General features: G+C 33.8%; 21 protein-coding genes. 6 read left to right on the top strand and 15 right to left on the bottom strand.

What is annotated here, in order from left to right:
- Window positions 1–3 precede the first annotated feature (3 nt).
- Window positions 4–1,107, top strand: a complete 1,104-nt coding sequence (gene dprA / locus G7034_RS03905) for a DNA-processing protein DprA (RefSeq protein ID WP_166399660.1) — start codon at window positions 4–6, stop codon at window positions 1,105–1,107.
- On the opposite strand, the gene G7034_RS03900 is transcribed toward dprA, so the two are convergent.
- The 4 genes from G7034_RS03900 to G7034_RS03885 form a co-directional block, all read right to left on the bottom strand.
- The gene (locus tag G7034_RS03900; RefSeq protein ID WP_166399659.1) at window positions 1,104–3,425 is read right to left on the bottom strand and encodes a penicillin-binding protein 1A; all 2,322 of its coding nucleotides are present in this window, start codon (window positions 3,423–3,425) and stop codon (window positions 1,104–1,106) included. The genes dprA and G7034_RS03900 overlap by 4 nt on opposite strands.
- On the bottom strand, window positions 3,425–3,913 hold the full coding sequence (locus G7034_RS03895) for a gliding motility lipoprotein GldH (protein WP_166399658.1): 489 nt from the start codon (window positions 3,911–3,913) through the stop codon (window positions 3,425–3,427). The genes G7034_RS03900 and G7034_RS03895 overlap by 1 nt, the downstream gene beginning before the upstream one ends.
- The gene (locus G7034_RS03890; RefSeq protein ID WP_166399657.1) at window positions 3,906–5,198 is read right to left on the bottom strand and encodes a PSP1 domain-containing protein; all 1,293 of its coding nucleotides are present in this window, start codon (window positions 5,196–5,198) and stop codon (window positions 3,906–3,908) included. Before G7034_RS03890 ends, G7034_RS03895 begins: the two co-directional genes overlap by 8 nt.
- Window positions 5,199–5,389: 191 nt before the next feature.
- Complete coding sequence (locus G7034_RS03885; protein WP_166399656.1) at window positions 5,390–7,060, bottom strand: glutamine--tRNA ligase/YqeY domain fusion protein; 1,671 nt, start codon at window positions 7,058–7,060, stop codon at window positions 5,390–5,392.
- A gap of 185 nt (window positions 7,061–7,245) precedes the next feature.
- Between G7034_RS03885 and G7034_RS03880 the strand changes: the two genes are divergently transcribed.
- The 3 genes from G7034_RS03880 (at window position 7,246) to lpxD (ending at window position 10,697) form a co-directional block, all read left to right on the top strand.
- Window positions 7,246–7,746 carry a hypothetical protein gene (locus tag G7034_RS03880; RefSeq protein ID WP_166399655.1) on the top strand — a complete coding sequence of 167 codons (501 nt, stop codon included), beginning with the start codon at window positions 7,246–7,248 and terminating at the stop codon, window positions 7,744–7,746.
- A gap of 260 nt (window positions 7,747–8,006) precedes the next feature.
- Window positions 8,007–9,593 carry a peptide chain release factor 3 gene (locus tag G7034_RS03875; RefSeq protein WP_166399654.1) on the top strand — a complete coding sequence of 529 codons (1,587 nt, stop codon included), beginning with the start codon at window positions 8,007–8,009 and terminating at the stop codon, window positions 9,591–9,593.
- Window positions 9,594–9,707: 114 nt separating this feature from the next.
- On the top strand, window positions 9,708–10,697 hold the full coding sequence (gene lpxD / locus G7034_RS03870; RefSeq protein WP_166399653.1) for a UDP-3-O-(3-hydroxymyristoyl)glucosamine N-acyltransferase: 990 nt from the start codon (window positions 9,708–9,710) through the stop codon (window positions 10,695–10,697).
- Window positions 10,698–10,743: 46 nt separating this feature from the next.
- On the opposite strand, the gene G7034_RS03865 is transcribed toward lpxD, so the two are convergent.
- Together G7034_RS03865 and G7034_RS03860 are read right to left on the bottom strand one after the other, a co-directional pair.
- On the bottom strand, window positions 10,744–11,439 hold the full coding sequence (locus G7034_RS03865) for an ATP-binding cassette domain-containing protein (protein WP_166399652.1): 696 nt from the start codon (window positions 11,437–11,439) through the stop codon (window positions 10,744–10,746).
- 12 nt (window positions 11,440–11,451) lie between these two features.
- Window positions 11,452–12,924, bottom strand: coding sequence for a DUF5687 family protein (locus G7034_RS03860; protein ID WP_166399651.1), 1,473 nt, complete (start codon window positions 12,922–12,924; stop codon window positions 11,452–11,454).
- Between the two features lie 147 nt (window positions 12,925–13,071).
- On the opposite strand from G7034_RS03860, the gene G7034_RS03855 reads away from it, so the two are divergent.
- Window positions 13,072–13,671 carry a ribonuclease HII gene (locus tag G7034_RS03855; RefSeq protein WP_166399650.1) on the top strand — a complete coding sequence of 200 codons (600 nt, stop codon included), beginning with the start codon at window positions 13,072–13,074 and terminating at the stop codon, window positions 13,669–13,671.
- Between the two features lie 92 nt (window positions 13,672–13,763).
- Window positions 13,764–16,181, top strand: coding sequence for a hypothetical protein (locus G7034_RS03850; RefSeq protein WP_223177602.1), 2,418 nt, complete (start codon window positions 13,764–13,766; stop codon window positions 16,179–16,181).
- 28 nt (window positions 16,182–16,209) lie between these two features.
- On the opposite strand, the gene pyrF is transcribed toward G7034_RS03850, so the two are convergent.
- From pyrF to G7034_RS03805, 9 genes are all read right to left on the bottom strand, one after another.
- Window positions 16,210–17,022, bottom strand: coding sequence for an orotidine-5'-phosphate decarboxylase (pyrF, locus tag G7034_RS03845; RefSeq protein WP_166399648.1), 813 nt, complete (start codon window positions 17,020–17,022; stop codon window positions 16,210–16,212).
- 10 nt (window positions 17,023–17,032) lie between these two features.
- Entirely contained in the window at window positions 17,033–18,109 is a 1,077-nt protein-coding gene (prfA, locus tag G7034_RS03840) for a peptide chain release factor 1 (RefSeq protein WP_166399647.1), read from the bottom strand.
- 167 nt (window positions 18,110–18,276) lie between these two features.
- The gene (locus G7034_RS03835; protein ID WP_166399646.1) at window positions 18,277–19,335 is read right to left on the bottom strand and encodes a DUF3078 domain-containing protein; all 1,059 of its coding nucleotides are present in this window, start codon (window positions 19,333–19,335) and stop codon (window positions 18,277–18,279) included.
- 8 nt (window positions 19,336–19,343) lie between these two features.
- Window positions 19,344–20,519 carry an AIR synthase related protein gene (locus G7034_RS03830; RefSeq protein ID WP_166399645.1) on the bottom strand — a complete coding sequence of 392 codons (1,176 nt, stop codon included), beginning with the start codon at window positions 20,517–20,519 and terminating at the stop codon, window positions 19,344–19,346.
- Window positions 20,520–20,668: 149 nt separating this feature from the next.
- Window positions 20,669–21,775, bottom strand: a complete 1,107-nt coding sequence (locus G7034_RS03825) for an alkene reductase (protein WP_166399644.1) — start codon at window positions 21,773–21,775, stop codon at window positions 20,669–20,671.
- 226 nt (window positions 21,776–22,001) lie between these two features.
- Window positions 22,002–22,157, bottom strand: coding sequence for a hypothetical protein (locus tag G7034_RS03820; protein WP_166399643.1), 156 nt, complete (start codon window positions 22,155–22,157; stop codon window positions 22,002–22,004).
- 2 nt (window positions 22,158–22,159) lie between these two features.
- Window positions 22,160–23,614: a magnesium chelatase gene (locus G7034_RS03815; protein WP_166399642.1), complete on the bottom strand. Its 1,455-nt coding sequence runs from the start codon at window positions 23,612–23,614 to the stop codon at window positions 22,160–22,162.
- 9 nt (window positions 23,615–23,623) lie between these two features.
- Complete coding sequence (locus G7034_RS03810) at window positions 23,624–24,745, bottom strand: vWA domain-containing protein (protein WP_166399641.1); 1,122 nt, start codon at window positions 24,743–24,745, stop codon at window positions 23,624–23,626.
- A 226-nt stretch (window positions 24,746–24,971) separates the two neighbouring features.
- A complete protein-coding gene (locus G7034_RS03805) occupies window positions 24,972–26,315 on the bottom strand; it encodes an MATE family efflux transporter (protein WP_166399640.1) in 1,344 nt (447 codons plus the stop codon).
- Window positions 26,316–26,317 lie beyond the last annotated feature (2 nt).

Genomic DNA, 26,317 nt, shown 5'->3' with positions numbered 1-26,317 from the left:
ATTATGACAAAAAGAGAGCTAACCTATCTCATTGCGTTGCAGAAACTACCAAATATTGGCGATACAACTATTAAAAAATTAATAGACAGAATCGGCTCAGCTGAAGCGGTTTACACTGAAAAAAAAACTAATTTATTAAAAATTGATGGTATTGGATTACACAAAATAAAAGAAATTGGAAATTCAGCTTTTTTAGATGTAGCCCAAAAAGAAATTGCTTTTTTTGAAAAAGAAGACATCAAAGCCTTCGATTACAAACACCCAACTTATCCCTCGCTTTTAAAGCACTGCATTGATGGACCTAGTGTTTTATTTACCCGTGGAAACATCGATCTAAAAAACAAAAAAATCATTAGCATTGTTGGAACTAGAAAAATAACTACTCAGGGTATTGCCTTCTGCGAAGAGCTAATCAAGGAATTGGCTGTGCTAAACCCTATTATTGTTTCTGGCTTCGCTTACGGAACAGATATTTGTGCTCATAAAGCAGCTATAAAAAACAACCTACAAACCATAGCTTGCTTAGCTCACGGACTCAATCAAATTTATCCTAAACCTCATGCTAAATACGTGAGTGATGTCGAAAAAAATGGAGGTTTTGTTACGGACTTTCTTACTACTTCAGATTTTGATAGAAATAATTTTTTGAAGCGAAACAGAATTATTGCAGGCATGAGTGAAGCTAGCATTGTTATTGAAAGCGCTCCTAAAGGTGGTTCTTTGGTTACTGCAGATATTGCCAATTCGTACAACAGAGAAGTTTTTGCAGTACCAGGAAGACCAACCGATTCCATGAGTAGGGGCTGTATAAACTTAATTAAAAAAAATCAAGCAAGACCAATTACTGAAGCAGCCGATTTGATTTATTATTTAGGTTGGGATTTAGAAGAAAAATCTGAAAAAAACCTACAAACACAGCTATTTATAGATTTAAACGCTGAAGAACAAAGCGTTGTAGATTGTTTAAAAAAAGAAAATAAACAACATATTGATGAGTTAGCAGTTAATTCTTCTATACCAAGTTACAAACTTGCTTCCTTACTACTAGACTTAGAAATGAAAGGAATCTTAAGGCCGTTACCAGGTAAATTGTTTGAACTGATTTAAAAATCTGAATTAAACTCTATGAAGTCATCTTCATCATCTTCATCATCTTCATCTTCCAAATCATCGCATTCAATTTGAATACTTAAATAATCTGGTTTATCAAACTCTCCATCAGAAACCTGAACATTTTCATCTTCGTATAAAGAATTCATATACATTCCAAAAATAGGTAAAGCTAATGTAGCGCCTTGGCCGTAGGTAATGGTTGGGAAATGAACTGAACGATCTTCTCCACCAACCCAAACGCCAGTTACTAAATCTGGAACCATACCAATAAACCAACCATCACTTTGGTTTTGTGTGGTCCCTGTTTTACCTGCAATAGGATTTGCTAAATCAAAAGGGTAACCTGTAACAGCACGCTTATAATGAGGTAAGTTTTTAATGTATTCTGAATTAGTCCTTAAACGCCTTCCCGAGCCAGCTTTTGTTACTCCTTCTAATAAGTTTACCGTTACATAAGCTGTCTCTTCGCTTACTGCATCTCTAGTTTCAGGTAAATGTTGGTAAATAATACTTCCGTTTTTATCCTCAATACGTTCAACAAAATAAGGTTTGGTATAAACTCCTTTATTAGCAAATGTGGAGTATGCAGAAACCATTTCATAAACGCTTAAATCGGGAGTTCCAAGAGCAATAGAAGGAAATGCATCAATGTCTTTGGTATCTACCCCTAGTTTTTCAATTAAATCTACAACACGCTTTGGACCAGTTTTATCAATTAAACGAGCTGTAATTGTGTTTATAGATTCAGCTAAGGCTTTTTTAAGTGTCTTGCTTCCTCCATAATCATCACTAGAGTTTGAAGGCGTCCAATCATCAATTAATCCATGTCTTCCTTTAGGGATAGTGTAAAGCGTGTTGGGCAATTCATAACAAGGTGAATAGTGCAATTGATCAATTGCTGCGGCATAAACAAAAGGCTTAAAAGTAGAACCCACCTGGCGTTTGGCTTGTTTTACGTGTTCGTATTTAAAGTACTTATAATTAATTCCACCTACCCAAGATTTTACTGCGCCAGTTTGGGGGTTCATTGACATCATACCGGTATTCAAAAATGATTTGTAATACCTAATAGAATCTTTTGGAGTCATAATAGTATCAATGTTACCTTCCCAAGAAAATAATTGCATTTCGTGCTTTTCATTAAATGCAGCTTCAATTTTTTCATCGGAAGCTCCCCGCTTTTTCATTCTTCGATAGCGGTCAGAATTTCTCATTTCACGTTTTAATATTCGATCTATTTGAGCATCAGAAATCCCTCTAAAAGGAGCTTTAGAGTTCGTTTTATTTTGCCTATCAAATTCTTTTTGTAGGTTAGAAAGATGTCTATTTACAGCGTCTTCCGCATAATTTTGCATGCGTGAATCTAAGGTTACATATACTTTTAATCCATCGCTATAAATACTGTAAGAAGACCCATCTGCCTTTTTATTGTCTTTGGCCCAATCTTTTAAAAATCCTTTTAAATGCTCTCTAAAATAAGTTGCTTGCCCATCATCATGTTGTTCTGGAGTAAAGTTTAATACTAAAGGTATTTGCTGCAAGGAATCCTTTTCTTTACGAGTTAAAAACTCGTTTTTCTCCATTTGCTTCAACACCTGATTTCTTCGCTTAATTGAGTTTTGCTTAAAACGATCTGGATAGGGATTGTACAAAACTGGGTTTTTAAACATCGCTACTAAAGTTGCAGCTTCTTCGGTTTTTAATTGACTAGGTTCTTTACCAAAATACACTCGAGAGGCAGAACGAATTCCATGGGCTCCACGAGTGAAATCAAAGATATTAAAATACATGGTAATAATTTCATCCTTGGTGTATTGGCGTTCTAAACGAATAGCAATTACCCATTCTTTTATTTTTTGTTTTAATCGATTTATTATACCTACTCTAGTAGGGTCTGTAAATAATTGTTTTGAAAGCTGTTGTGTGATGGTACTTGCCCCACCTTTTTTTCCTAAATAAACGGCTGCTCTTAAGGTACCTTTGGCATCTATACCTGCATGTGAATAGAAGCGTTCATCTTCAGTAGCTACAAGGGCTTGAATTAAGTTTTCTGGTAAATCATCAAAGTGAACTGGGGTTCTATTTTCATGAAAAAACTTACCTATAGTTTCGCCATCTGAGCTAACTACTTCAGTGGCCAGATTAGTTTCTGGATTTTCTAACTCTTCAAATGAAGGCATTTTTCCTAAAAAGCCCCAATCTGCCATCATAAAAATTAAGACTATTCCGACAACTAAACTAATAAACAATAACCAGAAATAGAGAATATATTTCCAAAAACTGGTTGATTTTTCTGATGATTTCTTTGCCATTATTTCTGACTGTTTCTTTCTATTTCTAATCCTATATTATATACTCCATCAAGTAATTCTAGACCATTAATTTCTTCAGCTTCACGCATGAGGTGCTGAATTGAAAAATGGTACTCTCCGGCTTCAAAAAACTTTACCTTCTCCTTAAAAAGTAGTCTGTTTTCTTTTAGGTTATTTCCTTGCCCTAATAATCTTCCATCGGGATGAGCCATTTTATATTCTAGGGTATCAGAAATAATTTGACCACTCGGAAATTCCATTTTTGTAACTAAGTGTAGGTTTGTAAATGGGTAAGTTTGATCATTTCTTAAATACACAATCAAGTTATAATCCTCTAGGGTATCTTGAGGTGTAAAACTAAAACGCTGAACAGAATCTTTATGCCAATGCCCTACTGTTTCTTTATAATTTGAATAAACCAAGCGTTCATTTCTTTGACAAGAAACAATCAGAAAACAAACTAATAGTATAATAAGAGCTTTATTCATCTTTTTTCTTTGGAGGCCTTCTTTTTTTATTTCTAGGCTTTCTAGATTTTGGATTCGATTTAGTGTTTTCTTTGTTATCTTCAGACTTTTGTGGCTGTTTTTTTCTAGCTTTAGCCGAAGGATTATTGGGCTTATTAGTGTTTCCTTTTTGCCTGCGTTTGTTTTTTGACCTACGTTTATTTTTCCGCTTAGGCTGATCAAAACGAGTTAAACTATCTTGTCCAACTACATTTTCGTAATTAACTTCAGCTTGAGTCACTAAAGGTTCAATGAAATACTCTTCTAGGCTTGCAACTGGTTTACCAGCTTTTTGTTGTTCTACAATTTCTAAAACGCTTTCCAAATCCAATTCATGCCAACTACTTGCTTCTTTTTCATAAGCATACCATAATTTCTTTTGGAAAATATCTACTTTTTGGCAAACAGCAAAACCTTTTTGGGTTTCAATTTTATCTTCAAATTTTGGAAATTGTTTAACCGCATCTAAGTAAGAATCTAATTCATAGTTTAAGCAACATTTTAATTTACCGCACTGACCTGCCAATTTTTGTGGGTTAAGTGAAAGTTGCTGATACCTTGCTGCTGAAGTTTTTACAGAACGAAAATCAGTTAACCAAGTAGAACAGCATAATTCTCTACCACAAGAACCTATTCCTCCTAACCTAGCTGCTTCTTGCCGATATCCAATTTGCTTCATTTCAATACGCGTTTTAAATTCGTAAGCGTATTCTTTAATTAATTGTCTAAAATCTACACGTTCATCGGCGGTATAGTAAAAAATAACTTTTGAAGCATCGCCTTGAAATTCAACATCACTAATTTTCATTTTTAAGCCTAAGCGAATAGCAATTTCGCGCGAACGTTTTTTAACGGCTTCTTCACGATCTCTAACTCCTTGCCAAACATCTATATCTTTTTGCGATGCTTTTCGATATACTTTAGGTAAATCATCGGCATAGGGGTCTTGGTTTTTTTTCTTCATTTGAACTTTAACCAACTCGCCTGAAAGCGTTACCATTCCTATATCATGACCTGGTGAAGCTTCTGTTGCAACTAGGTCGCCTATTCCTAAACTTAACTCTTCTGTATTTTTAAAAAACTCTTTTCTACTATTTTTAAAACGGACTTCAACTACATCAAAACCTTTGGTTCCTGAAGGGAGTTCCATGTTAGATAACCAATCAAAAACTGTTAATTTATTACAGCTATCGGTACCACAAGTACCATTATTTTTACACCCTTTAGGTAGCCCGTCTTTTCCACTCGAACAACTTGCACACGCCATACTGACTTCTCTATATATTGAAGTGAAACAATTAGTGTTTCACTGATAATTCTTAATAATTTAAAAACGTAAATATATCAAATTATTATGAACCTTAGCTTTAATATTGCTATTGGCTCATAAGTTTGATATGAATAAACCTTCAATGTTTTTTATGCATTGAAAATTTAATTGCTATTTAGCTTCATTGATTAACCTTTCCAAGTATCTCTCAAAGTAACGGTTCGATTAAATACTTGTTTTTCTGGGGTACTATCTGGATCAACACAAAAGTAGCCCTTACGCTGAAACTGAAAATTTTCACCCGGCAAAGCAGAAGCAAGACTAGGCTCAACAAAAGCTTGGATAACCTGAAGTGAATCTGGGTTAACAAAACTCATAAAATCTTTTTCTTTATCGCCATCTGGATTTTCTACCATGAATAAACGATCGTAAAGACGGACCTCTACTTGTTTTGCATGCTTAACAGAAACCCAATGAAGCGTTCCTTTTACTTTTCGTTTTGAAGCTTCTGTACCGCTACCACTTTTACTCTCTTTATCGTAAGTACAATGTACTTCTAGTATATTTCCAGCTTCGTCTTTCACCACTTTTTCTGCTTTAATGATGTAAGCATTTTTTAATCGTACTTCCTTCCCTAGTTTCAATCGGAAAAACTTTCGATTAGCTTCTTCTCTAAAGTCTTCTTTCTCGATATAAATTTCTCTAGAAAAAGGAACTTCACGATTTCCTCCATTTTCATCTTCTGGATTATTTTCTGCAGTTAACCATTCTTCTTCTCCTTTTGGATAATTTGTAATGACCACTTTTAAAGCGTCTAAAACGCCCATTACTCTAGGTGCCGTTTTGTTTAAATCTTCCCTAGCACAGAATTCTAAGTGAGCTACATCTATTCTATTTTCACGTTTACCAATACCAATTGAATCGGCAAAATTTCGAATAGAAGTAGGAGTGTAACCACGTCTTCTCAAACCAGAAATAGTAGGCATTCTAGGGTCATCCCAAGATTCTACTATACCTTCTTCTACTAATTTCAGTAATTTTCTTTTACTCACTACTGTATGGCTCAAATTTCTTCGTGCAAATTCTCTTTGCTTTGGCGGAAATTCTCCTTCTTTACAAACTTTTGATATAAACCAGTTGTACAATTCGCGGTGAGGTAAAAATTCAAGCGTACAAAAAGAATGAGAAATCTGTTCAATAAAATCGGATTCACCATGCGCCCAATCGTACATAGGATATATACTCCAATCATTATTGGTGCGGTGATGAGCTTTATGTAAACATCGATACATTACCGGGTCGCGCATTAACATATTGGAAGAAGTCATATCAATTTTAGCTCTTAGCACGTGTTCTTTTTCTTTGGTTTCACCATTTTTCATGGCTTCAAAAAGAGCTAAGTTTTCTTCTGTACTTCGGTTTCTAAAAGGGCTTTCCTTGCCTGGCTGATTAGGAGTTCCTTTTTGTTGAGCAATAGTTTCAGAATCTTGACTATCTACATAGGAATCTCCGTTTTTAATCATTTCAACCGCCCAATCATAAAGTTGTTGAAAATAATCTGAAGCATAGCACTCTTCTGCCCACTTAAAACCAAGCCACTTAACGTCCTTCTTAATAGCTTCTACATACCGGCTCTCTTCTTTAATGGGGTTAGTATCGTCAAACCTTAAATTAACAGGGGCATTATATTTTAGTCCCAGACCAAAATTTAAACAAATGGAGGAAGCATGACCTATATGCAGGTATCCATTAGGTTCTGGCGGAAATCGAAATTTCAGTTCTTCTTCTTTATAATTTGCTTTTAAATCTTCTTCTATTATTTGCTCAATAAAATTGAGTGATTTTTTCTCTTCTTGCATGATGATAAATTTCTACTGCAAAAATACACATTAGATTCTATTAAAGCATAGATTTTTGGTTTGCTGCAAAAGATATTTAATGAATAGGTAGTTAATTTATCTACTTCGGTTTACAGACGAGTAACTTCAACTTGAAAATTCATAAAAAAAACGTAAGTTTGTGAAGTAATTTAAAACTTAAAACAATGAAAAAAACAATTGCATTTGCTCTATTATTAGTCTTAAACTTTGGTTTTCAATCTTGCCAAGAAGAACCTAAAAAAGATAAACAAGAACGCACAGAAGAGGTAACAAATTCTGATGCTGAAACTAAAAATTTGCAAAACGAATTTAACAAACTAATGAAAGAAAGCGTTGCAGCTCATGATGAAGTAATGCCTAAAATGGGTACAATTAATGAATCTCTAGAAAAACTTAAGGAGCTGAGTAACCAAGAAAACAAAGAAGAAGTTGAGCCTATTATGGAAGAACTTAAAACCGGTCATGAAATGATGATGAGTTGGATGAAAGGTTTTGGTGGCGATTTTACCCGTGAAGAAATTAATCAAGGAATTTCTACTGAAGATGAAGAAGAAATTAAACAAAAACTTGAATTAATTAAAAAACATCACAAAGAAGCGCAAGAAATGAAGAAACAAATTACCAAAAGCCTTCAAGAAGCTGAGGAATTCATTGAACAAGCATAAATTTTATAAGTTTATTAAAAAATCTCAAAATAAACCAATGTTTATTTTGAGATTTTTTTGTCTGTAACCTACCCAATTATATCGTTGATTTGAATTAAATTAAGGTTTAACCATCTTTCAAGTTTTATTAAAACTGAAGCAAAAGAGAAAATGAGACTAATCAATCACTCTGCTAAAAATCCGTTGTATAATTAAATTCAAGACTATTTATCGGATTAAAAAAATTTTAAAATCGAATCTTAAATACTACCTTTGCCGCCATGAAATTGAATCAAGAAATCAACCGCAGAAGAACCTTTGGCATTATTTCTCACCCCGATGCAGGAAAAACAACGCTAACAGAAAAACTACTTTTATTTGGAGGAGCAATTCAAGAAGCTGGCGCTGTTAAAAACAACAAAATAAAAAAAGGAGCTACTAGCGATTTTATGGAGATTGAGCGTCAACGTGGAATTTCTGTAGCTACTTCGGTTTTAGGTTTTGAATACAAAAACATTAAAATCAATATTTTAGACACCCCAGGACACAAGGATTTTGCTGAAGATACCTTTAGAACACTTACAGCAGTTGACAGTGTAATTGTTGTGATTGACGTGGCTAAAGGAGTTGAGGAACAAACCGAAAAATTAGTTGAAGTTTGTAGAATGCGGAAGATACCTATGATTGTTTTCATTAACAAACTAGACCGTGAAGGTAAAGACGCCTTTGAATTACTTGATGAAATAGAACAAAAACTTAACTTGCACGTTACTCCGCTGAGTTTCCCTATTGGAATGGGGTACGATTTTAAAGGCATCTACAATACGTGGGAAAAAAATGTAAACCTTTTTACAGGCGACCCAAGAAAAGATATTGAAGAAACTATTGAAATATCTGATTTAAAAAACCCTGATTTAGACCAACTTATAGGCGAAAGTGCAGCTGAAACCCTACGCGAAGAATTAGAATTAACCGATGGCGTCTATCCTGAGTTTAACAGAGAAGATTACGTAAAGGGAGATTTACAGCCCGTTTTCTTTGGTTCTGCTTTAAATAATTTTGGTGTAAGAGAATTATTAGATTGTTTTGTGGAAATTGCTCCTTCTCCACTCCCTAAAATGAGCGACAGCAGAGAAGTTAAACCAACTGAAGATGAATTTACAGGTTTTGTATTTAAGATTCATGCCAATATGGACCCAAAACACAGAGACCGTTTAGCTTTTGTGAAAATTGTATCAGGTAAATTTGAAAGAAACAAACCTTATTTGCATGTTAGACATGGAAAAAAACTAAAATTCTCTAGTCCAAATGCTTTTTTTGCTGAAAAAAAACAAATTGTAGATGAAATGTTTCCGGGCGACATAGTTGGTTTACACGATACAGGGAACTTTAAAATTGGAGACACCTTAACACAAGGCGAAGAATTAAACTATCGAGGCATTCCTAATTTCTCTCCAGAACATTTTAGGTATATCAACAACGCCGACCCAATGAAGTCTAAGCAGCTTAATAAAGGAATTTCTCAATTAATGGATGAAGGAGTAGCCCAACTTTTTACCCTAGACCTAAATGGAAGAAAAATTATTGGTACTGTAGGCGCTTTGCAATACGAGGTAATTCAATACCGATTAGAACATGAATATGGAGCTAAATGTTCTTATGAAAATATCAATGTTCATAAAGCTTGTTGGATTGAACCCGAAGACGAAAAAAACGACGAATTTAAAGAATTTAAACGTGTGAAATCAAAATACTTAGCTAGAGATAAACAAAACCAAATGGTATTTTTAGCAGATTCTGTTTTTTCATTACAAATGACTCAACAAAAATACCCTAGCATAAAGTTTCATTTTACCTCTGAATATTAAGCTTTAAATTAGCTAAATTTGATTAATTTTTTTTCGGATTTTAAGTTTTAAAGCGAATACTTGTGAAAACAAATAAGTTTTGCAATCTTGCTACAATGAACAAAACTCAAAACAATGAAAAAAATAAACATCACTAAGCTAGCTAACTTATTAAATGGTGAAATCATTGGCAATAAAGATATTGAAATTGATTCTTTAGGCCAATTAAATGAAGCCAAAGAAGGACAACTAACATTTATTAATGGAAAGAAATTTGAAAAGGAATGGGCTACATCTTCAGCAAGTGCAGCAATTGTAAATGCTGATACAAATCTGAAACCTGGAGAAAACAAAGCTTTTATTAAGGTAGAAAACGCTAATTTTGGTATGATTGAAGCCTTACATATTTTTGCTCCTCCACTAGCCTCATTCAATACAGACATTCATCCAACAGCCGTTGTTCATGAAACAGCAAGCCTTGGAAAGGGCGTTAAAATAGGAGCAGGCGTTTATGTTGGTGAAGAAGTAAAACTAGAAGACGGTGTTATTGTTTATCCAAATGTAAGTATTTTAGACCACAGTCATGTAGGTAGTTTAACTCAAATTTGGTCGGGAGCAGTAATTCGTGAACGTACTATTATTGGTTCGCATTGTATTATTCATCCTAATGCAAGTATTGGAGCAGACGGTTTTGGTTTTGAACCGCATCCACAAAAAGGCTTAGTAAAAGTTCCACAGATAGGTAATGTGGTGATTGGAAATTTTGTTGAAATTGGGGCAAACTCGTGCGTTGACCGTGCAAAATTTTCATCAACAATAATTGGAGATGGTTGTAAAATAGACAACCTGGTACAAATTGGTCATAATTGCAAATTAGGAATGTTTTGCATTATGGCTGGTAATAGTGGATTAGCAGGTTCTGTAACCTTAGGAAATGGCGTAGTTATTGGAGGTAGTGCTTCCATTAAAGACCATGTTACAATTGGAGATAAGGCCACCGTTGGCGCTGGGTCTGGAGTTACTAAAAACATAGAACCAGGTAAGACCGTTCTTGGTTATCCCGCTGTTGAGGGCAGGTTTGCCTTGAAACAATGGGCCGCCTTAAAACGTTTAGCCTCTAAATAATTCTAATTCAATGCTTCAATTGCTATTGATTTATACTTATTTTTTTTTATCGCTCAAAAAAGGCTTCTAATTCTTTTAAGGTTGCTTCGTTTTTCTGAAGGTCTTTTTGTATTTCGCCTTTTTCAATAGCTACAATACGCTCACAAACCTCAGTGACATGCATTAAATCGTGGCTTGAAATTAAAATAGTAACTTGTTCTTCTTCGCTAAGCTGCTTCAAAAGTTTTTTAAGCTTAATTTGGGTGGTTGGATCGAGATTAGCAAAGGGTTCATCTAAAATAATCACTTCTGGTTTTCCTATTAAAGCAGCTACTATGCCTGCTTTTTTCTGATTTCCTTTAGATAAATCCCGTAAATATTTCTTCTGATTTAAAATTTCACCATGAAAAAACTCTTCAAATGGCAAAAGAAATTCATCTACTTCTTTTTTAGAAACTCCTCTTAAATCACCTATAAAATAAAAATATTCTTCAGCAGTGAGGTAACCAATTAAAAAAGATTCGTCAATAAAAGCAGAAGTCCAAGGTTTCCAATCTTCGCTAGCGTGAACGGCTACATTGTTGTTAGAAATTCCTCCTGTAGTAGGTTCTATTAAATCTAAAAGTAATGAGAATAAAGTAGTTTTTCCTGCACCGTTGTTGCCAACTAAACCAAAGCTTTGACCTTTAGGTATAGTTAACTGGGGGATGTGTAAAACTTGAACGTCCTTATAAGCTTTTGTTAGGTTTTCAATGGTAATCATAATTCTTGTTTTTTATTGTTTTTCAGAGAAAGCAGCAATGGTTTTGTATTTTCCCTTTTGATAAGTTTTCTCTATAAATTGCATGAGTTGTTGTTTAAATAAAATCCCTAAGACTCCAGTTCCTGCAAGACCAATTAGTCCTGCTTTGAATCCTAAAAAGTAGTAAGGAATAAAAAAGACTAGAATAGGAAAAAGCATCTTTGGAAGTCCAATTAAAAACTGAGTTAAATTAAAACCTTGTGTATTTTCAAAAGCTTTTGCTTTTACGTTTAATTGAATTGGAATTCGATTTAAAGCTCCACCGTAAAGTGTGATAAAGGAATTTAAACCTATATTAAAAACCCCACCTGCTAGAATAATAGCATAGATTTTAATTCCAAAATATATATAAGGTATGCTTAAAATACTGGCTATTACACAGCCTAAACAAATAAGCAACCATTTCGATTCTAAGTATTGTTTGTAAGGAATATTTTGGCTCATCATCAACTTGTAGTATTCGCTATCCCAAGAGGGCACGTAGGCACCAAATGTAATTAAGAAACCTCCAGTTACAAATATACCAGCAAACACAGTTACCCACTCTTTATCAGCGAAGGTGTCTTGTGTAAAGAAAAACAAACCATAGAACAGAAAAAAAACAGCCGTAAGCAAAACCTGTTTAGGACGAACATTTCGCCAAATCATACGAATATCATTCTTTAAAAAGGGAGCAACTGCTCCAAACTTATCCAGAAAATTAAGCTCGCTAGTTTCTACCGCTTCAGATTTTTTGCTAACTACTCCATCTAAACTAAACTGTTTAAAGACAAAATTGTAATTTAACATATAGACTGCAACAAGAAGTAAAATTGGAATAGCTAAAGTCCATTGTTGAGAAAAAAGCGGATAAAATAAACGTGAGGATATGGTTTCAAAATTAATTAATTGAAAATGGTTGGCAGCAATACTTAATGCAATGAAAGCAATTAGGCTATAAAAATAAGTGTTGTTTTTATTGATGAGAAAATTAATAAAATTAAGTGACAGACTAATAAAAACGATACTTAACAACCAAATTAGAACATCAAAAATGCTGTAATTGTTAAAAATTAAAACTCCAGCCAAAGGCACAAAAAACAAAATTGGATAGAGGTTAAAAAAAGAAAAAACACTCTTTCCTAGGAGGTAATGAACTACCTTACTTTTCTTAATAGGGAGCACCATAAGGGGTTTGATATTCATTACGGGTAATTGCTGCCAGAAAAAACGAATGGCTAAATCGGCTAAAACCCAAAATATAAGATAAGAACTCAAGAAGAGCATAGGTTCCTGTTCGGGCATTGATTTTTTGACAATGTAGAAAAAACTTCCTCCTAAAATTACAGCGATTGCGGCAAAATAGAGAAACAAAAAAATCATTAAAATTTTTATTCCTAAGCTTTTAGCAAAATACGATGAGCGGGTAAACTGCTTCCACTCTAAATGTAAAAATTTAGCTACCATTAATCAAGTTTTGACTAGTTAGTAGTGGTTCTTAATAAATTGTTACAGTCTTATTTTTAATTTTTTCATTAATCAACAATTTAAATGTATTTTTTAAATGTAAATAATTAAAACACCTTTAGTAACTTTACCCAAAATTGGAACATTATGCTTCAACTGAGTTATCAAAATAAACTAACTGAATGTGGTACAGACGAAGCCGGACGTGGTTGTTTAGCCGGACCTGTAACCGCTGCTGCAGTTATTTTACCTAAGCAGTTTAAAAATAAATGGTTAGATGATTCTAAAAAACTAAGTGCAAAGAAAAGAAACGAGCTTAAAGAAATCATCTTGAACGAGGCTAAAGCGCATGCCATTTGCCATGTAAGCTGGAAAGAAATTGATGAAATTAATATTTTACAAGCATCTATTCTAGCCATGCAAAGAAGTATTGCACAGCTTACACCCAGCCCAGAGTTTATTGCTGTTGATGGAAATAAGTTTAAGCCTTTTAAAGACCTACCACATCAGTGCATTATTAAAGGTGATAGCAAATACTTAAACATTGCTGCTGCTTCTATTTTAGCAAAAACAGCAAGAGATGAGTTTATGGAGAAAATTCATCAAGAATTTCCAGCTTATCAGTGGAACAAAAATAAAGGCTACCCTACCAAAGCTCACCGAGCAGCTATTAAAGAATTTGGTGTCACCCCTTATCACAGAAAAAGCTTCCAACTTTTACCCTCTCAACTTTCTTTAAATTTATAGCAGAATGGCTATAACTTTACTGAACATCAATTAAATTTGCAAAAAAAACAAACATGCTAATTCGAAAAATAATTTTATTCAACTTCATTTTTTTGACACTTTTAGCCTGTAAAGATGTTTCTGAAGAGCAACTTCAAAATAGCTTTGATTATGTTCCTGAAAATACCAGTTTAATTATTGAAGCTAAAGATTTTTCAAACTTTGAAGATTTTGCAAAGGAAAACCCACTACTTGAAAATCTTATTTTTAAGGAACATAAATTATTTGAGAGAACGCATAAACTGGTTAGTTATATTCCCCATTCTAGCGGTCTCCTTAGCTTTTCTCAAATAGGTAATAAAAACTTTTTTTTAACTTTTATTGAGAACAAGGCTGCCGCTAAGTTTACTGTTAAACCGGAAAATATAAGTGATTCTGTTACTTACGAACAGAAGAAAATTTATCAACTAAAAGACAAAGATGAACTCTATTTTACACAATTGAACAACTTAAATATTCTCAGTGAATCTAAACTAATTATAGAGAATTGTATTCGAAATTACACCTATGGAATAGAACAAAAAATTGACTTTACTAACTTAAGAAAAACCATCAACGAATCTTCTCCTTCTTTATTTTTTAACTCAGACCAGCTGGTTTCTTTAACCTCATTAGGGTTTCATCCAAAGCAATTTCCTATTTTCAAGAACTTATTTGGGTGGTCTGCTTTCGATTTAAAATTTAGCAAAGAACAAATAAGATTAAGTGGAGTGTATCCATTTACTGCTGAAGACCAACATAAAATTCATTTACTAAACAATCAGGACGCTATAGAAACTTCATTCGCCAAGTTTGTGCCTATGAATGCTATAGGGGTTGAATCATACAGCATAAACAAGTTAGATAAATTCACTGAAAATAAAAAAAGACTTCGCCTTCCTTATCAGGAAGAAAAAATTAGTGCGCTAAATGAGTTTGTTGAGGTAGGTAAAATTCATTGGAAAAACAAAGATGCTTTATTTTTTCAATCGGCAAAACCATCTAAGAGTTTTGAATACTTAAATAACACAGAAGGAGTTTTTAAAAACTTTAGAGATCAAAAAATTTACGGACTTGAAATTAAAAATGATATTTTCTCCGTTTACAGTCCGTTAATTGCTTTTGCCAATGCTAAATACTTTACGCAATTAGGTGAGTATTTTATTGTTACTGAAGACATTAATCTCATTGAAAATATAATAATTAGTTATCAAAACCAAAATAGTCTTGGTTACGAAGCCGCCTACAAAAAAACAATAAATGCGGTTAGCGAAAAACAAAATGCAATTTTTATAAGTCTGAATAAAAATTTAACCTCGCATTTGTCAAAATTAATGAAACCAAATGCTAAAAAGTTATACCAAAGTTTAAGTTTTGAAGCTTTTGAAGTAGGCGTATTTCAAGTTAATATGAAAGAAAACTTTGCCTATTTTAACTTTGAAATGCAACAAGCAAATGAAACATCTGAACAGCAAAAAGTTTATTTAAAGAAAAGAATTAAGAGTAAAAACCCAATAGTGACTCCTCCAAAATATTTCACCAATTGGCGCACCAGTAATAAAGAAATAATTTTTCAGGATGAAAATAACAACTTGCAACTTTTAGATGCTGATGGAGAAATTTTATGGAAGAAGAATTTAGGCGAGAGACTTTTAGGGCCTATCAAAGAAATTGATATTTACAAAAACACGCGCATACAAATTCTGGCAAGCACTCCATCTGCATTGTATTTATTAGACAGAAAAGGAAATGAGGTAAGCCCTTTTCCGTATAAATGGAAAGAAGGTGCTAGCCTAGAAACAGCGGTTTTTGATTACGATAATTTAGGAAAGTATCGCTTTTTTACAAGCTTTGAAAACAAGCTAAAACTCAAAGATAGAAACAATAAAAACATTAGCGGGTTTAAATTTACACCTACAAAAAGTGACATAGCTTCACCTCCAAAACATTTTAGAATTGGAAGAAAGGATTACATCTTAGTAAAAGAGAAAAACAACCAACTTCATATTTTAGACCGAACAGGAAAACAACGGGTTAAATTTTCAACAGAGGTAGAGTTTTCTAACCAAGAATGGTTTTTATATGATGATTGCTTTACCTCTACATCAAACAACGGAGAACTTATTCAAATAAAAGAAAATGGCGAAGTAAAAGTAAGTGAGCCTAAATTTGAAACAGGGCATAAACTAGCAGCAAAAGATAAAATACTAGCCGTTATCTCTGACAATCAATTGCACATCAATGAAGTTTCAAAAAAACTAGATTACGGAATTTATACGCAGCCGCAAATTTTTGAAATAGGTGAAGATACTTTCATAAGTATAACGGATCAACAAGCAAATAAAGTGTATTTATTTAATGAACATGGCCATTTGATGCCTAGTTTTCCCGTGTTTGGTACTTCAGCAATAGATTTGATTAGAGATTCTAAACAAAAGCTAAATATACTTGTAAAAGGAGAAGATAATTCGGTTTTAATTTATGAATATTAAGTAATTTAATTGAAAATACGTTTTTAAGTTAATTTAAATAAATAGCCATCTCTTGTTGTAATTCCTGAGCTTTTAAAGCAGCCTTTTCAGCAAAATCTTTTTCTTTAGAGGCATATATAATTCCTCTTGAAGAATTGATTAGCAATCCTATGTCTTCAGTTAATCCAAAGCGACAAACTTCTTTGAGGCTTCCCCCCTGTGCACCAACGCCAGGAACAAGTAAAAAATGATGTGGTGCAATGGCCCGTATTTTTTTGAAGTGAGCTGCTTTTGTTGCTCCTACTACATACATAAGTCGCTCTGCATTTTTCCACTTTTGCGAAGTAGCTATAACCTGTTCAAAAAGTTGATTTTGTTGAGTTTCTTGAAGTTGAAAATCGTTTGCACCTTGATTTGAAGTTAAAGCTAAAAGTATGGTATGTTTGTTCTCAAAAGCAAGGAAAGGCTCTACAGAATCTTTTCCCATATAAGGCGCTACAGTAATAGAGTCAAAATTCATGGCTTCTAAAAAAGCTTTAGCATACCTAGTAGAAGTATTTCCTATGTCTCCGCGTTTAGCATCAGCAATGGTAAAAATTTCTGGATAATTTGTATTCAGGTAACGGATGGTTCGTTCTAAAGACTTCCACCCCTGTATTCCATAAGCTTCATAAAAAGCGGTATTAGGTTTATAAGCTACTGCATAAGAATGAGTAGCTTCAATAATAGCCTTATTAAATTCAAAAATTGGGTCTTCCAGTTCTTTTAGATGCGGAGGTATTTTTTCTAAATCTACATCTAGTCCCACACACAAAAAAGACTTCTTTTTTTTGATTTCTTCAATTAGTTTTTCAATATCCATGGATTATTGATTATAGAGAATCAGATACTTGTTTTAACTTTTCTGTATTATCAACAAGTTTTAATTCGTCAATAATCTTTTGAATATCACCACTAATTATGTTATCTAAATCATACAAAGTTAAATTAATACGGTGGTCTGTAACTCGTCCTTGTGGATAATTGTAAGTTCTAATTTTTGCACTTCGGTCTCCGCTAGTCACCATGTTTCCACGTTTTTCAGCATCTTCAGCTTGTTTTTTAGCTAATTCCATTTCGTAAATTCGTGAGCGGAGTACTTTAAAGGCTTTTTCTTTATTCTTGTGTTGCGATTTTTGGTCTTGACACTGAGCCACAATTCCTGTAGGCTCGTGAGTAAGTCTTACGGCAGAATAAGTGGTATTTACAGATTGCCCACCTGGACCAGAGGAACAGAAGTAATCAATTCTAACCTCTTTAGGGTCTATTTCTACATCAAATTCTTCGGCTTCTGGAAAAACCATTACCGTAGCTGCACTAGTATGAACTCTTCCTTGAGTTTCAGTTTGAGGAACTCGTTGCACTCGATGTACGCCAGCCTCATATTTAAGCGTACCGTACACATCTTCACCGTTAACTTCAAATTGAATTTCCTTAAAGCCTCCATTAGTTCCTTCCGAATAATCTACGGTACTTACGCTCCAACCTTTAGAATCACAGTATTTAGTTAACATTCTAAAAATATCACCGGCAAAAATACTAGCCTCATCTCCTCCTGTACCTGCTCTAACTTCAACTACTGCATTTTTTGCATCTTCGGGGTCTTTAGGGATAAGCATAAACCTAATTTCTTCTTCTAACTCTGGAATGCGTTCTTTAGCTTCATCCATCTGCATTTTTGCCATTTCAAGCATTTCAGCATCGCTTCCATCTTTAATAATTTCTTCAGCTTCTTCAAGGTTATTGGAAAGCGCGATGTATTCTTCACGCTTATTCATGAGCTGTTTTAAATCTTTATATTCTTTAGAAAGTGGAATATATTTTTTTTGATCACTAATAATATCGGGCTGAATAATTAAATCACTCACCTCATCAAATCGCTGCTTAACGATGTTTAACTTGTCTAACATAAATTTTTTATAAAAAAAGCAAATTTACAAGATTTTCAGCACATAATCATCCTAATCTTAAAAGTCTTGTGAACGAATGAAATTAAAAGGAAGTAATATAATCAATTTGAATTATAGACATTTGATTAGTTGCAGCTAACATTTAATTAACGAAAACAGTAATGAAATTAGATTTCAATTAGAACACCTATTCCTAATTGTTGTTTCCATTGAATTCTTGGTCCATCATCAACTAACTCCCCTACTTCATTCTTGCGTTGCACTTTAATGTCGTCATCATATCTTATATGTGAACCTATTCTAGCTTTAATAAATTCATTAACTCTGAAATCGATCATTAATTCCCAATCTACATCAATATTTCCAAATTTTCTAAAATAATCGGTAAATAAACTAAGGCGGCTAAAAGCTTCAATATCTTCTGTAATTTTTCTTCGGTATTCGTTTTTTAATAAAATACCTGTTTCACCTCTCATTCTTTGTCCCTTAGATATAAGGTTTCCATTGAGGTCTCTCTGTGCTTCTCTCATACCAAAAGCTCCATCGTTAGCAAGTCTTTGGTTAAGTACAAAAGTTGTTTTTTGGGTTAACGGAGAGACGTAAAAGAGTAAATCATTTTTATCTACTTTGTATTCTGCACCTGCACCAAGAAAAAAGTAACCCGGTGCCATAAAATGAGAAATGCTGTTATCTCGGTTCGGGTAATTATAGCTATCTGAAAATTGTGATTGAAAGCTTGACCTCACTGTATAATACCAATTAGAATCATTGCTAAACTTATAACCAAAAGTAGAAACAAGTTCTAAATGGTCATCGGTTTTTCTTAATCCCTGACCTTGTTGCCTATTTAGACCAAATCTTCCTATAAACTCGTTGTTCCAACGAATTAAGCCTTTATTAAAGACTCTTTTTATCCTAACATCTGCCAAACCGTTAATGGAGCTTTGTCCACCAGCATTCCAGTTGGTTAAAGACAACTGACTAAAATCAAATGAAAAGCGATTGGAATGCCTCCACCATGTTTTTGGTTGAAGTATTGCAATAAAATGATACTTTTTAACTTCACTAAATTTAATATCTTTATAATCTTTTACTAATTGGGTAACTTTTGGTGTTTTCAAGAAAACATTTAGTGGGCGTTCTTCTTCAAAAAACATAGGATGCCTTTGCCCAAGAATTTGAACAGAATAAAATGCAAGAAATAAAATTAGGAGTAAACGCGTCATTAATTTATTTAGTATTCAAACGTACCGTATTGCGATTTAATTGTAAGCTTTTTCTTTTCACTTGCTTCCACATGCCCAACAACCTGTGCATCAACATTAAATTGTTTAGAAATTTGAATAATTTGTTCTGCAAAAGCTTCTTCTATATAAAGTTCCATTCGATGCCCCATATTAAAGACTTGGTACATTTCCTTCCAATCGGTATTGCTTTCCTTTTGTATCATTTCAAAAAGAGGTGGTGTTGGAAACAAATTGTCTTTAACTATGTGAAACTGATCTACAAAATGAAGAATTTTAGTTTGTGCGCCTCCACTACAATGTACCATTCCATTAATGTTTTTAGCGCCTACTTTTTCAAGTATTTGCTTAACAATGGGCGCATAAGTTCGCGTGGGTGATAAAATCAATTTCCCTACATCAAGGCTTGTTGAAGTTGAATCGGTTAGGTTTTTTGTCCCCGAATAAACCAATTCTTCTGGGACTTTAGGATCAAAACTCTCTGAGTATTTTTCGGCGAGTTTTTTACATAACACATCGTGTCTTGCTGAAGTTAAGCCATTACTTCCCATACCGCCATTGTATTCACTTTCATAAGTAGCTTGCCCTGAAGATGACAAACCAACAATAACATTTCCTGCTTTTATATTGGCATTGTTGATTACCTCTTTTCGCTTCATTCTTGCGGTAACCGTAGAGTCAACGATTATTGTTCTAACTAAGTCACCAACATCAGCGGTTTCGCCTCCTGTAGAATGAATGTTTATTCCGTGTTGTCTTAGATCGCCTAAGATTTCTTCTGTTCCATTAATGAGCTGTGCAATTACTTCTCCTGGAATCAAATTTTTATTTCTTCCAATAGTAGAAGAAACAAGTATTTGATTGGTTGCACCAACACATAGCAAATCATCAATATTCATGATGAGCGCATCTTGAGCAATTCCTTTCCAAACAGAGAGATCTCCTGTTTCTTTCCAATACATGTAGGCTAAGGAAGATTTTGTTCCGGCGCCGTCGGCATGCATGATTAAACAGGCTTCCTCATCATTAGTGAGATAATCTGGAATAATTTTACAAAAAGCTTTTGGAAAGAGTCCTTTATCAACATTTTTAATAGCCTTATGAACATCTTCTTTTTGTGCTGAAACTCCTCTCTGTGCGTATCTTTTACTTGGGTTTTTACTCATTTCTTTTTTCTTCAAAACTCCTGCAAAAGTACATATTATAGATGGAAGTGGTTGTTTTTTTTAAAAATTGTTTATCGACTAAGCAAATTCATAAACAAAGCTTTGAAACATAAATGCTTCAAAGCTATTAAATAAAATCGTTGAACATTTTAAACTGTTTCTTCCTCTAATGTTGGGTAATCTATATAGCCTTTTTCTCCTGGCACATAAAAAGTATCCTCATCCCAATCAGCTAGGGGTGCGTTTTTTTCAAAGCGAATGGGTAAATCTGGATTCGAAATAAAAAGCTTACCAAAAGCTACTAAATCAGCATGACCTTCTTCAATTACTCGATTTCCACTTTCTTGGCTAAAACCAGCGTTAATCATTAAAATACCTTTATAAATTGGCCTAAAATGTTGAGCAATGTTTGTGACTAGAAAATCGTATTCATTTACCTCATTAAAAGGTTCTGAAAGGTGAAGATAAGCTAGATTATAGTCGTTTAACCGGTTGACGATGTATTCAAAAGTAGGGATGGTTTCTTCATCAGCTTGCATTCCAAAAATTCCGTGAAGTGATGGGTTTAATCGTACACCTATTCGATTTTCAGGCACAAAAACCTTAACAGCATCTATAATTTGAAAAAAGAATTTTGCTTTGTTTTCCATACTCCCTCCGTAATCATCGGTTCTTTGATTGGAAGAATTATTAAAGAATTGATGAATTAAATAACCGTTAGAAGAATGAATTTCAACCCCATCAAAACCAGCATCCATGGCATTTTTAGCTGCTGTTTTAAATTCTTGAATGGTCAACTTAATTTCCTCACGGGTCATTTCTTTTGGTGTAACAGTATCTTTAAATCCATCAGGCGTATAAGATTGAGCATTAGGATTAATAGCGCTTGGAGCTAATGGTTTTTCTCCGTTATGAAAATCGGGGTGTGACATTCTTCCCACATGCCATAGCTGTAGAAAAATTTTACCACCTTCTTCGTGCACCGCTTTGGTAACTTTTTTCCAAGCTTCTACTTGTTCATTTGAATGAATTCCAGGGGTATTTACATAACCAACGCCTCTAGGAGAAACTTGCGAACCTTCTGCAATAATTAATCCTGCTGAAGCTCTTTGACGATAATAAGTAGCATGCATGTCCATAGGTTTTTTAGCTTCATTGTCCGCTCTACTTCTAGTCATTGGTGCCATAATCACTCGATTTTTTAAGGCTAAACCTTTTAAATTAAATGATTGCAATAAATTTTGTTCTTTACTCATCTTTTTTCGGACAAATCTAAATAAGCTTTTACTATTAATTTTTAATTTTATTATAAACCTGAGTTCGCTTATTCTCACTTTGTCAAAACTATTTTAAATAGTGAGATACGAAGTTTTTTAAGACGTAATAGCTATAATTGCGAAGAAAAAAGTAAAAGAGACTGCTGTTTAAAACTGCTTACTCTATTTCATTCAATAAGAACATTCATTTACGGCGTTAATTTTATCATTTTTTTCTATCTCTCAAGACTTTGGAATAAATCAACACTATTAAAATAACAATTGCTGCCGCCAACACAAAAAACCAATTATCTATAAAAAATTCTACTATACTTTCAGGGGTGTCTCTAGGTTGTCCTGGCTTAGGTAGTTCACTTTGCATAATTACAAGTTTTTGAGGTAATCACTTAGCATATCTTTAAACTGATAACCATTGGTGATTTTGTTTTTATCTAACTTCTGAAAGATACACAAGTTCCACAAAACTAGTTCTTTAAAAAAGTTTTCATTTGCTACTGAAAGGTGTTTTTTAATGAATTGATTCAACGCTTCAGAAGATTTTAGGGATAGCTCATACTCATCATTAGAGGCATTGTCTAGTAATTCAATATCATTTCCTTCAGCAAACCATTGCATGATGTCTGAATATTCATTTTTTTCGCCTTCTTTTTCAAGCTTTTTAATTTCTGGAAAGTGCTTTTTGAAAACAGATTGCATTGCCTTTTCTAAAAGTATTTCAGCAACTTGGTCGGCACCTGCCTGTTCACCTTCATAAAGTAATTCAATTTTTCCTGTAATGGCGGGAATAATTCCATTAAAGTCCATTAGCCTTATACTTGTTGATTGATCTTGGTTAAGCAGACTTCTTCGCTCTGCGGTACTCATTAAATTTTCAAGGGCAGAGATACTTAATCGCGCACTTACCCCGCTTTTTACATCAACATATTCACTTTTTCTTGCCTCAAAACTAATCTGCTCAAGTAAATCTTTAGCTACTTCTGGAATTATAATGTGTTGGTTGCGCTCTTCAATTGCTTTAGCTTCTTGCGAAGTAATTTGCTTTGCAATTTCGATAGTTTCTGGATAATGGGTAAGAATTTGAGAACCAATTCTATCTTTTAAGGGAGTTACAATGCTTCCTCGGTTGGTGTAATCTTCTGGATTGGCCGTAAATACAAATTGTAAATCTAAAGGCAACCTGAGATTAAAACCTCTAATTTGGATATCTCCTTCTTGCAAAATATTGAACAAAGCCACTTGAATACGAGCTTGTAAATCGGGCAATTCGTTAATAACAAAAATACAGCGATTGGCCCTTGGTATCATTCCGTAATGAATCACGCGTTCATCAGAATAACTCAACTTCAAATTAGCTGCTTTTATAGGGTCAATATCTCCAATTAAATCGGCCACACTTACATCTGGAGTAGCTAATTTTTCGGCAAATCGATCTGATTTATGAAGCCATTCCACCGGTGTTTCGTCACCTTTCTCTTGGATTATTTTTTTAGCAAAATTAGAAACAGGCTGAAACGGGTCATCATTTATAGAGGAGCCTTTTACCACAGGAATCCATTCATCCAAAAGATCAAGCATTGCCCGTGCAATTCTAGTTTTTGCTTGCCCTCTTAGTCCTAACAAATTAATGTTATGTTGCGATAAAATGGCACGTTCTATTTGCGGAATTACAGTATCTTCAAAGCCTATTATTCCTTCAAAGCTACTGCGATTATCTTTTATATTTTGAATTAGATTTTTTCTCAACTCGTCTTTTACACTTTGGTAGGTGTAATTTGCTTGTTTTAATTCGCCTAAAGTTTGTATTTTGGGTTGATTCATTGTTATTTTTTATTTAGTTCTTCTTCTTCTATTTTTTTCGTAATCTTCAAAAATCATTTCGCCTAATTGGTCTAAGCCGGAGTAAAAGGCTTTTCCTTTATTGGAAGCTGTAAAATTTTGTACAAATTGCCTTAAATAAGGATCTGAAGCAATCATAAAGGTAGTTATTGGAACATTCAATTTTCTGGCTTGCGCAGCCATATTATAGCATTTTTCGGTAATCATATCATCCAATCCAACACTATTCTTATAGTAAGTTCCGTCTGCCATGTGTAAACAACTTGGCTTTCCATCGGTAATCATGAAAATTTGTTTATTGGCGTTTCTTTTTCTTCGTAAAATATTCATGGCTAACTGTAAGCCAGCTACGGTATTGGTATGGTATGGTCCAACTTGCAAGTAAGGTAAATCTTTAATTTTTATAGGCCAAGCGTCATTTCCAAAAACCACAACATCTATGCTGTCTTTTGGGTAACGTGTTTTAATTAACTCTACCAGTGCCATAGCTACTTTCTTGGCAGGTGTGATTCGGTCTTCGCCATAGAGAATCATACTGTGACTTATATCAATCATAAGCACTGTACTCATTTGGGCTTTAGCGGTTGATTCCTGAACTACTAAATCATCTTCTCTTAATTCAAAATTATCAATCCCTTGGTTAACTTGTGCATTTTTCAAGCTTTCAGTCAGGGAGATTTTGCTCATTGAATCACCGAACTGATAGGCTCTAAGGTTACCAGTAGGGTCTTCGCTTGCTCCTTTGTGCTTTGTTTTATGATTTCCTTCTTTGCTCTTTTTAAGTTTCCCAAAAATTTGCTCCAACGCTTTTTTTCTTATGGCTTGTTCAGTTTTATCTGTAATTTTTAGTCCACTTCCGCCAGGTGTTTGTATTTCTTCACGTAAATACCCCTTTTTCTTTAAGTCTTCAATAAAATCCTCTAGGGTATATTCTGGTGTGGTAAGCTGATATTCTTGATCCAGGGCTTTTAACCAATCAATTGCCTCATCAACATCTCCAGAAGTATGAGTAATCAATTCTTTAAAAATTTCTAATAATTGATTAAAAATTGATCTTGGTTTTGGCTGGTGTTTACTAAATTTAATACCGGTTTTAAAATACTTATTTTCCATAGCACTAAAATATTGTATTTAAAAACAAGAGCATGTTAATAGATGTTAGTTTTTTGAATGATTTAATTAAAGTGCAAGTTATCGGTTTTGGGGTAATTGGTTAAGAGCGGTGAGAAATAAGGGAGAAATCCTCATAATTATAGAATTAAAAGGAACTTTAGAAACCATATCAACAACAATAGTAACAATTGTAACCTCAGAAGCGCCAGAAAAAAGAGAAACCTCGCTAAGCATTTATTGAAGCCTTTGCTTGCTTCACATACTTCGACTTAAACTTAATAACTAAAGTGATTGAGCGAATGAGCATCCAAACAACAAAAGCAATCCAAATAGCATAAAGCTTAAAACCAAAATAGTCTAAAATTAATAAGGTGGGAGTAAAACCAGCAAAAGTAGCTACAAGAAGTAAGTTTCGTAGATATTTTGCTTCGCCTAAACCTTTAAAAACACCATCAAACATAAAGGCAATAGCATTGATTGGTTGCATAAGAATCACTACCCAAAAAATGCTTTTAAACAAGGCTAAAACAGCCTCATCTTTTGTAAAAACAAGACCTATGTCTTCGTAAAAAAGGAAACATAAACCACCTAGAGCTAACGCAATAATTACAGCATATTTACTTATGTCTTTAGATAAGTTCCATAATTTCAGGTAAGCTTTTTCGCCCAGCAATTTTCCGCCAATAGCATTACCAGCATTGGCATATCCATCAATAAAAAAGGAGAAAAATAACCAAATATTCATCAAAATACTTTGAGTGGCAATGTATTTATCGCCGTAACCTGTAGCGTAGGTATTGGCCAGATAAATAGCTACATTTAACGATAAGGTGCGCACAAAAAGATTAAGACTCATTAAGAGTAGATTTTTCATAGCCGGGTTAATTTTTCTACGCAGCCTTAAGCCAAAAGGAGTTTTAGTAAAGTAAAAATGAAGCGCAATTAGCAGCATCACTAATTGAGCTATAACACTAGCAATAGCTGCGCCTTCAATGTGAAGTGCAGGCACAACACCTTCTATACCATAAACCAAAATAAAACTCAAAACAACATTTAAAATAGCTCCGGTTAAACTTGCTTTCATGGCCCAAAGTGTATTTTGCAAACCTCTAAAAACACCAAAAATGGCAAAAGTAGTTAGTGTAAGTGGATAACCTAAAGCTCTTATTCGGTAGTAGTTTGTACTGTATTCTAATATTAATCCATCGGCATTATAGGCCTTAAAAATATAAGGAGCTAGTAATGCTGTAATAAGGTAAATAAAAAAACTTAAAAGTAAATTGAAAAAAATAACCTGTGGGACTAAGGTTTTGATAGAATGTATTCTTTGATTGCCTAGTTTTTGTGAAACCGTAGCAGAAATAGCCGTTTTGGTTTGTGCGATAATCCAAATGATGGCCGACAAGAATGAACCTACTATTCCAACAGCAGCAAGTGCTTCTACAGAATTTTCGTTCAAATTACCTACAATACCAACATCGGTTAACGAAATCAGTGGCTCTGCAATGCCAGCAATAATAGCAGGTACAGCAATTTTATTGATTTCCTTAAAAGATACTTTTTCTTGCATTT

The sequence above is a fragment of the Psychroflexus maritimus genome, from assembly GCF_011089875.1.
In the GTDB taxonomy this organism is placed as follows: Bacteria; Bacteroidota; Bacteroidia; order Flavobacteriales; family Flavobacteriaceae; genus Psychroflexus; species Psychroflexus maritimus.
The sequence above is the reverse complement of the archived record's forward strand: the minus strand, read 5'-3'. Positions and strand labels throughout refer to the sequence as shown.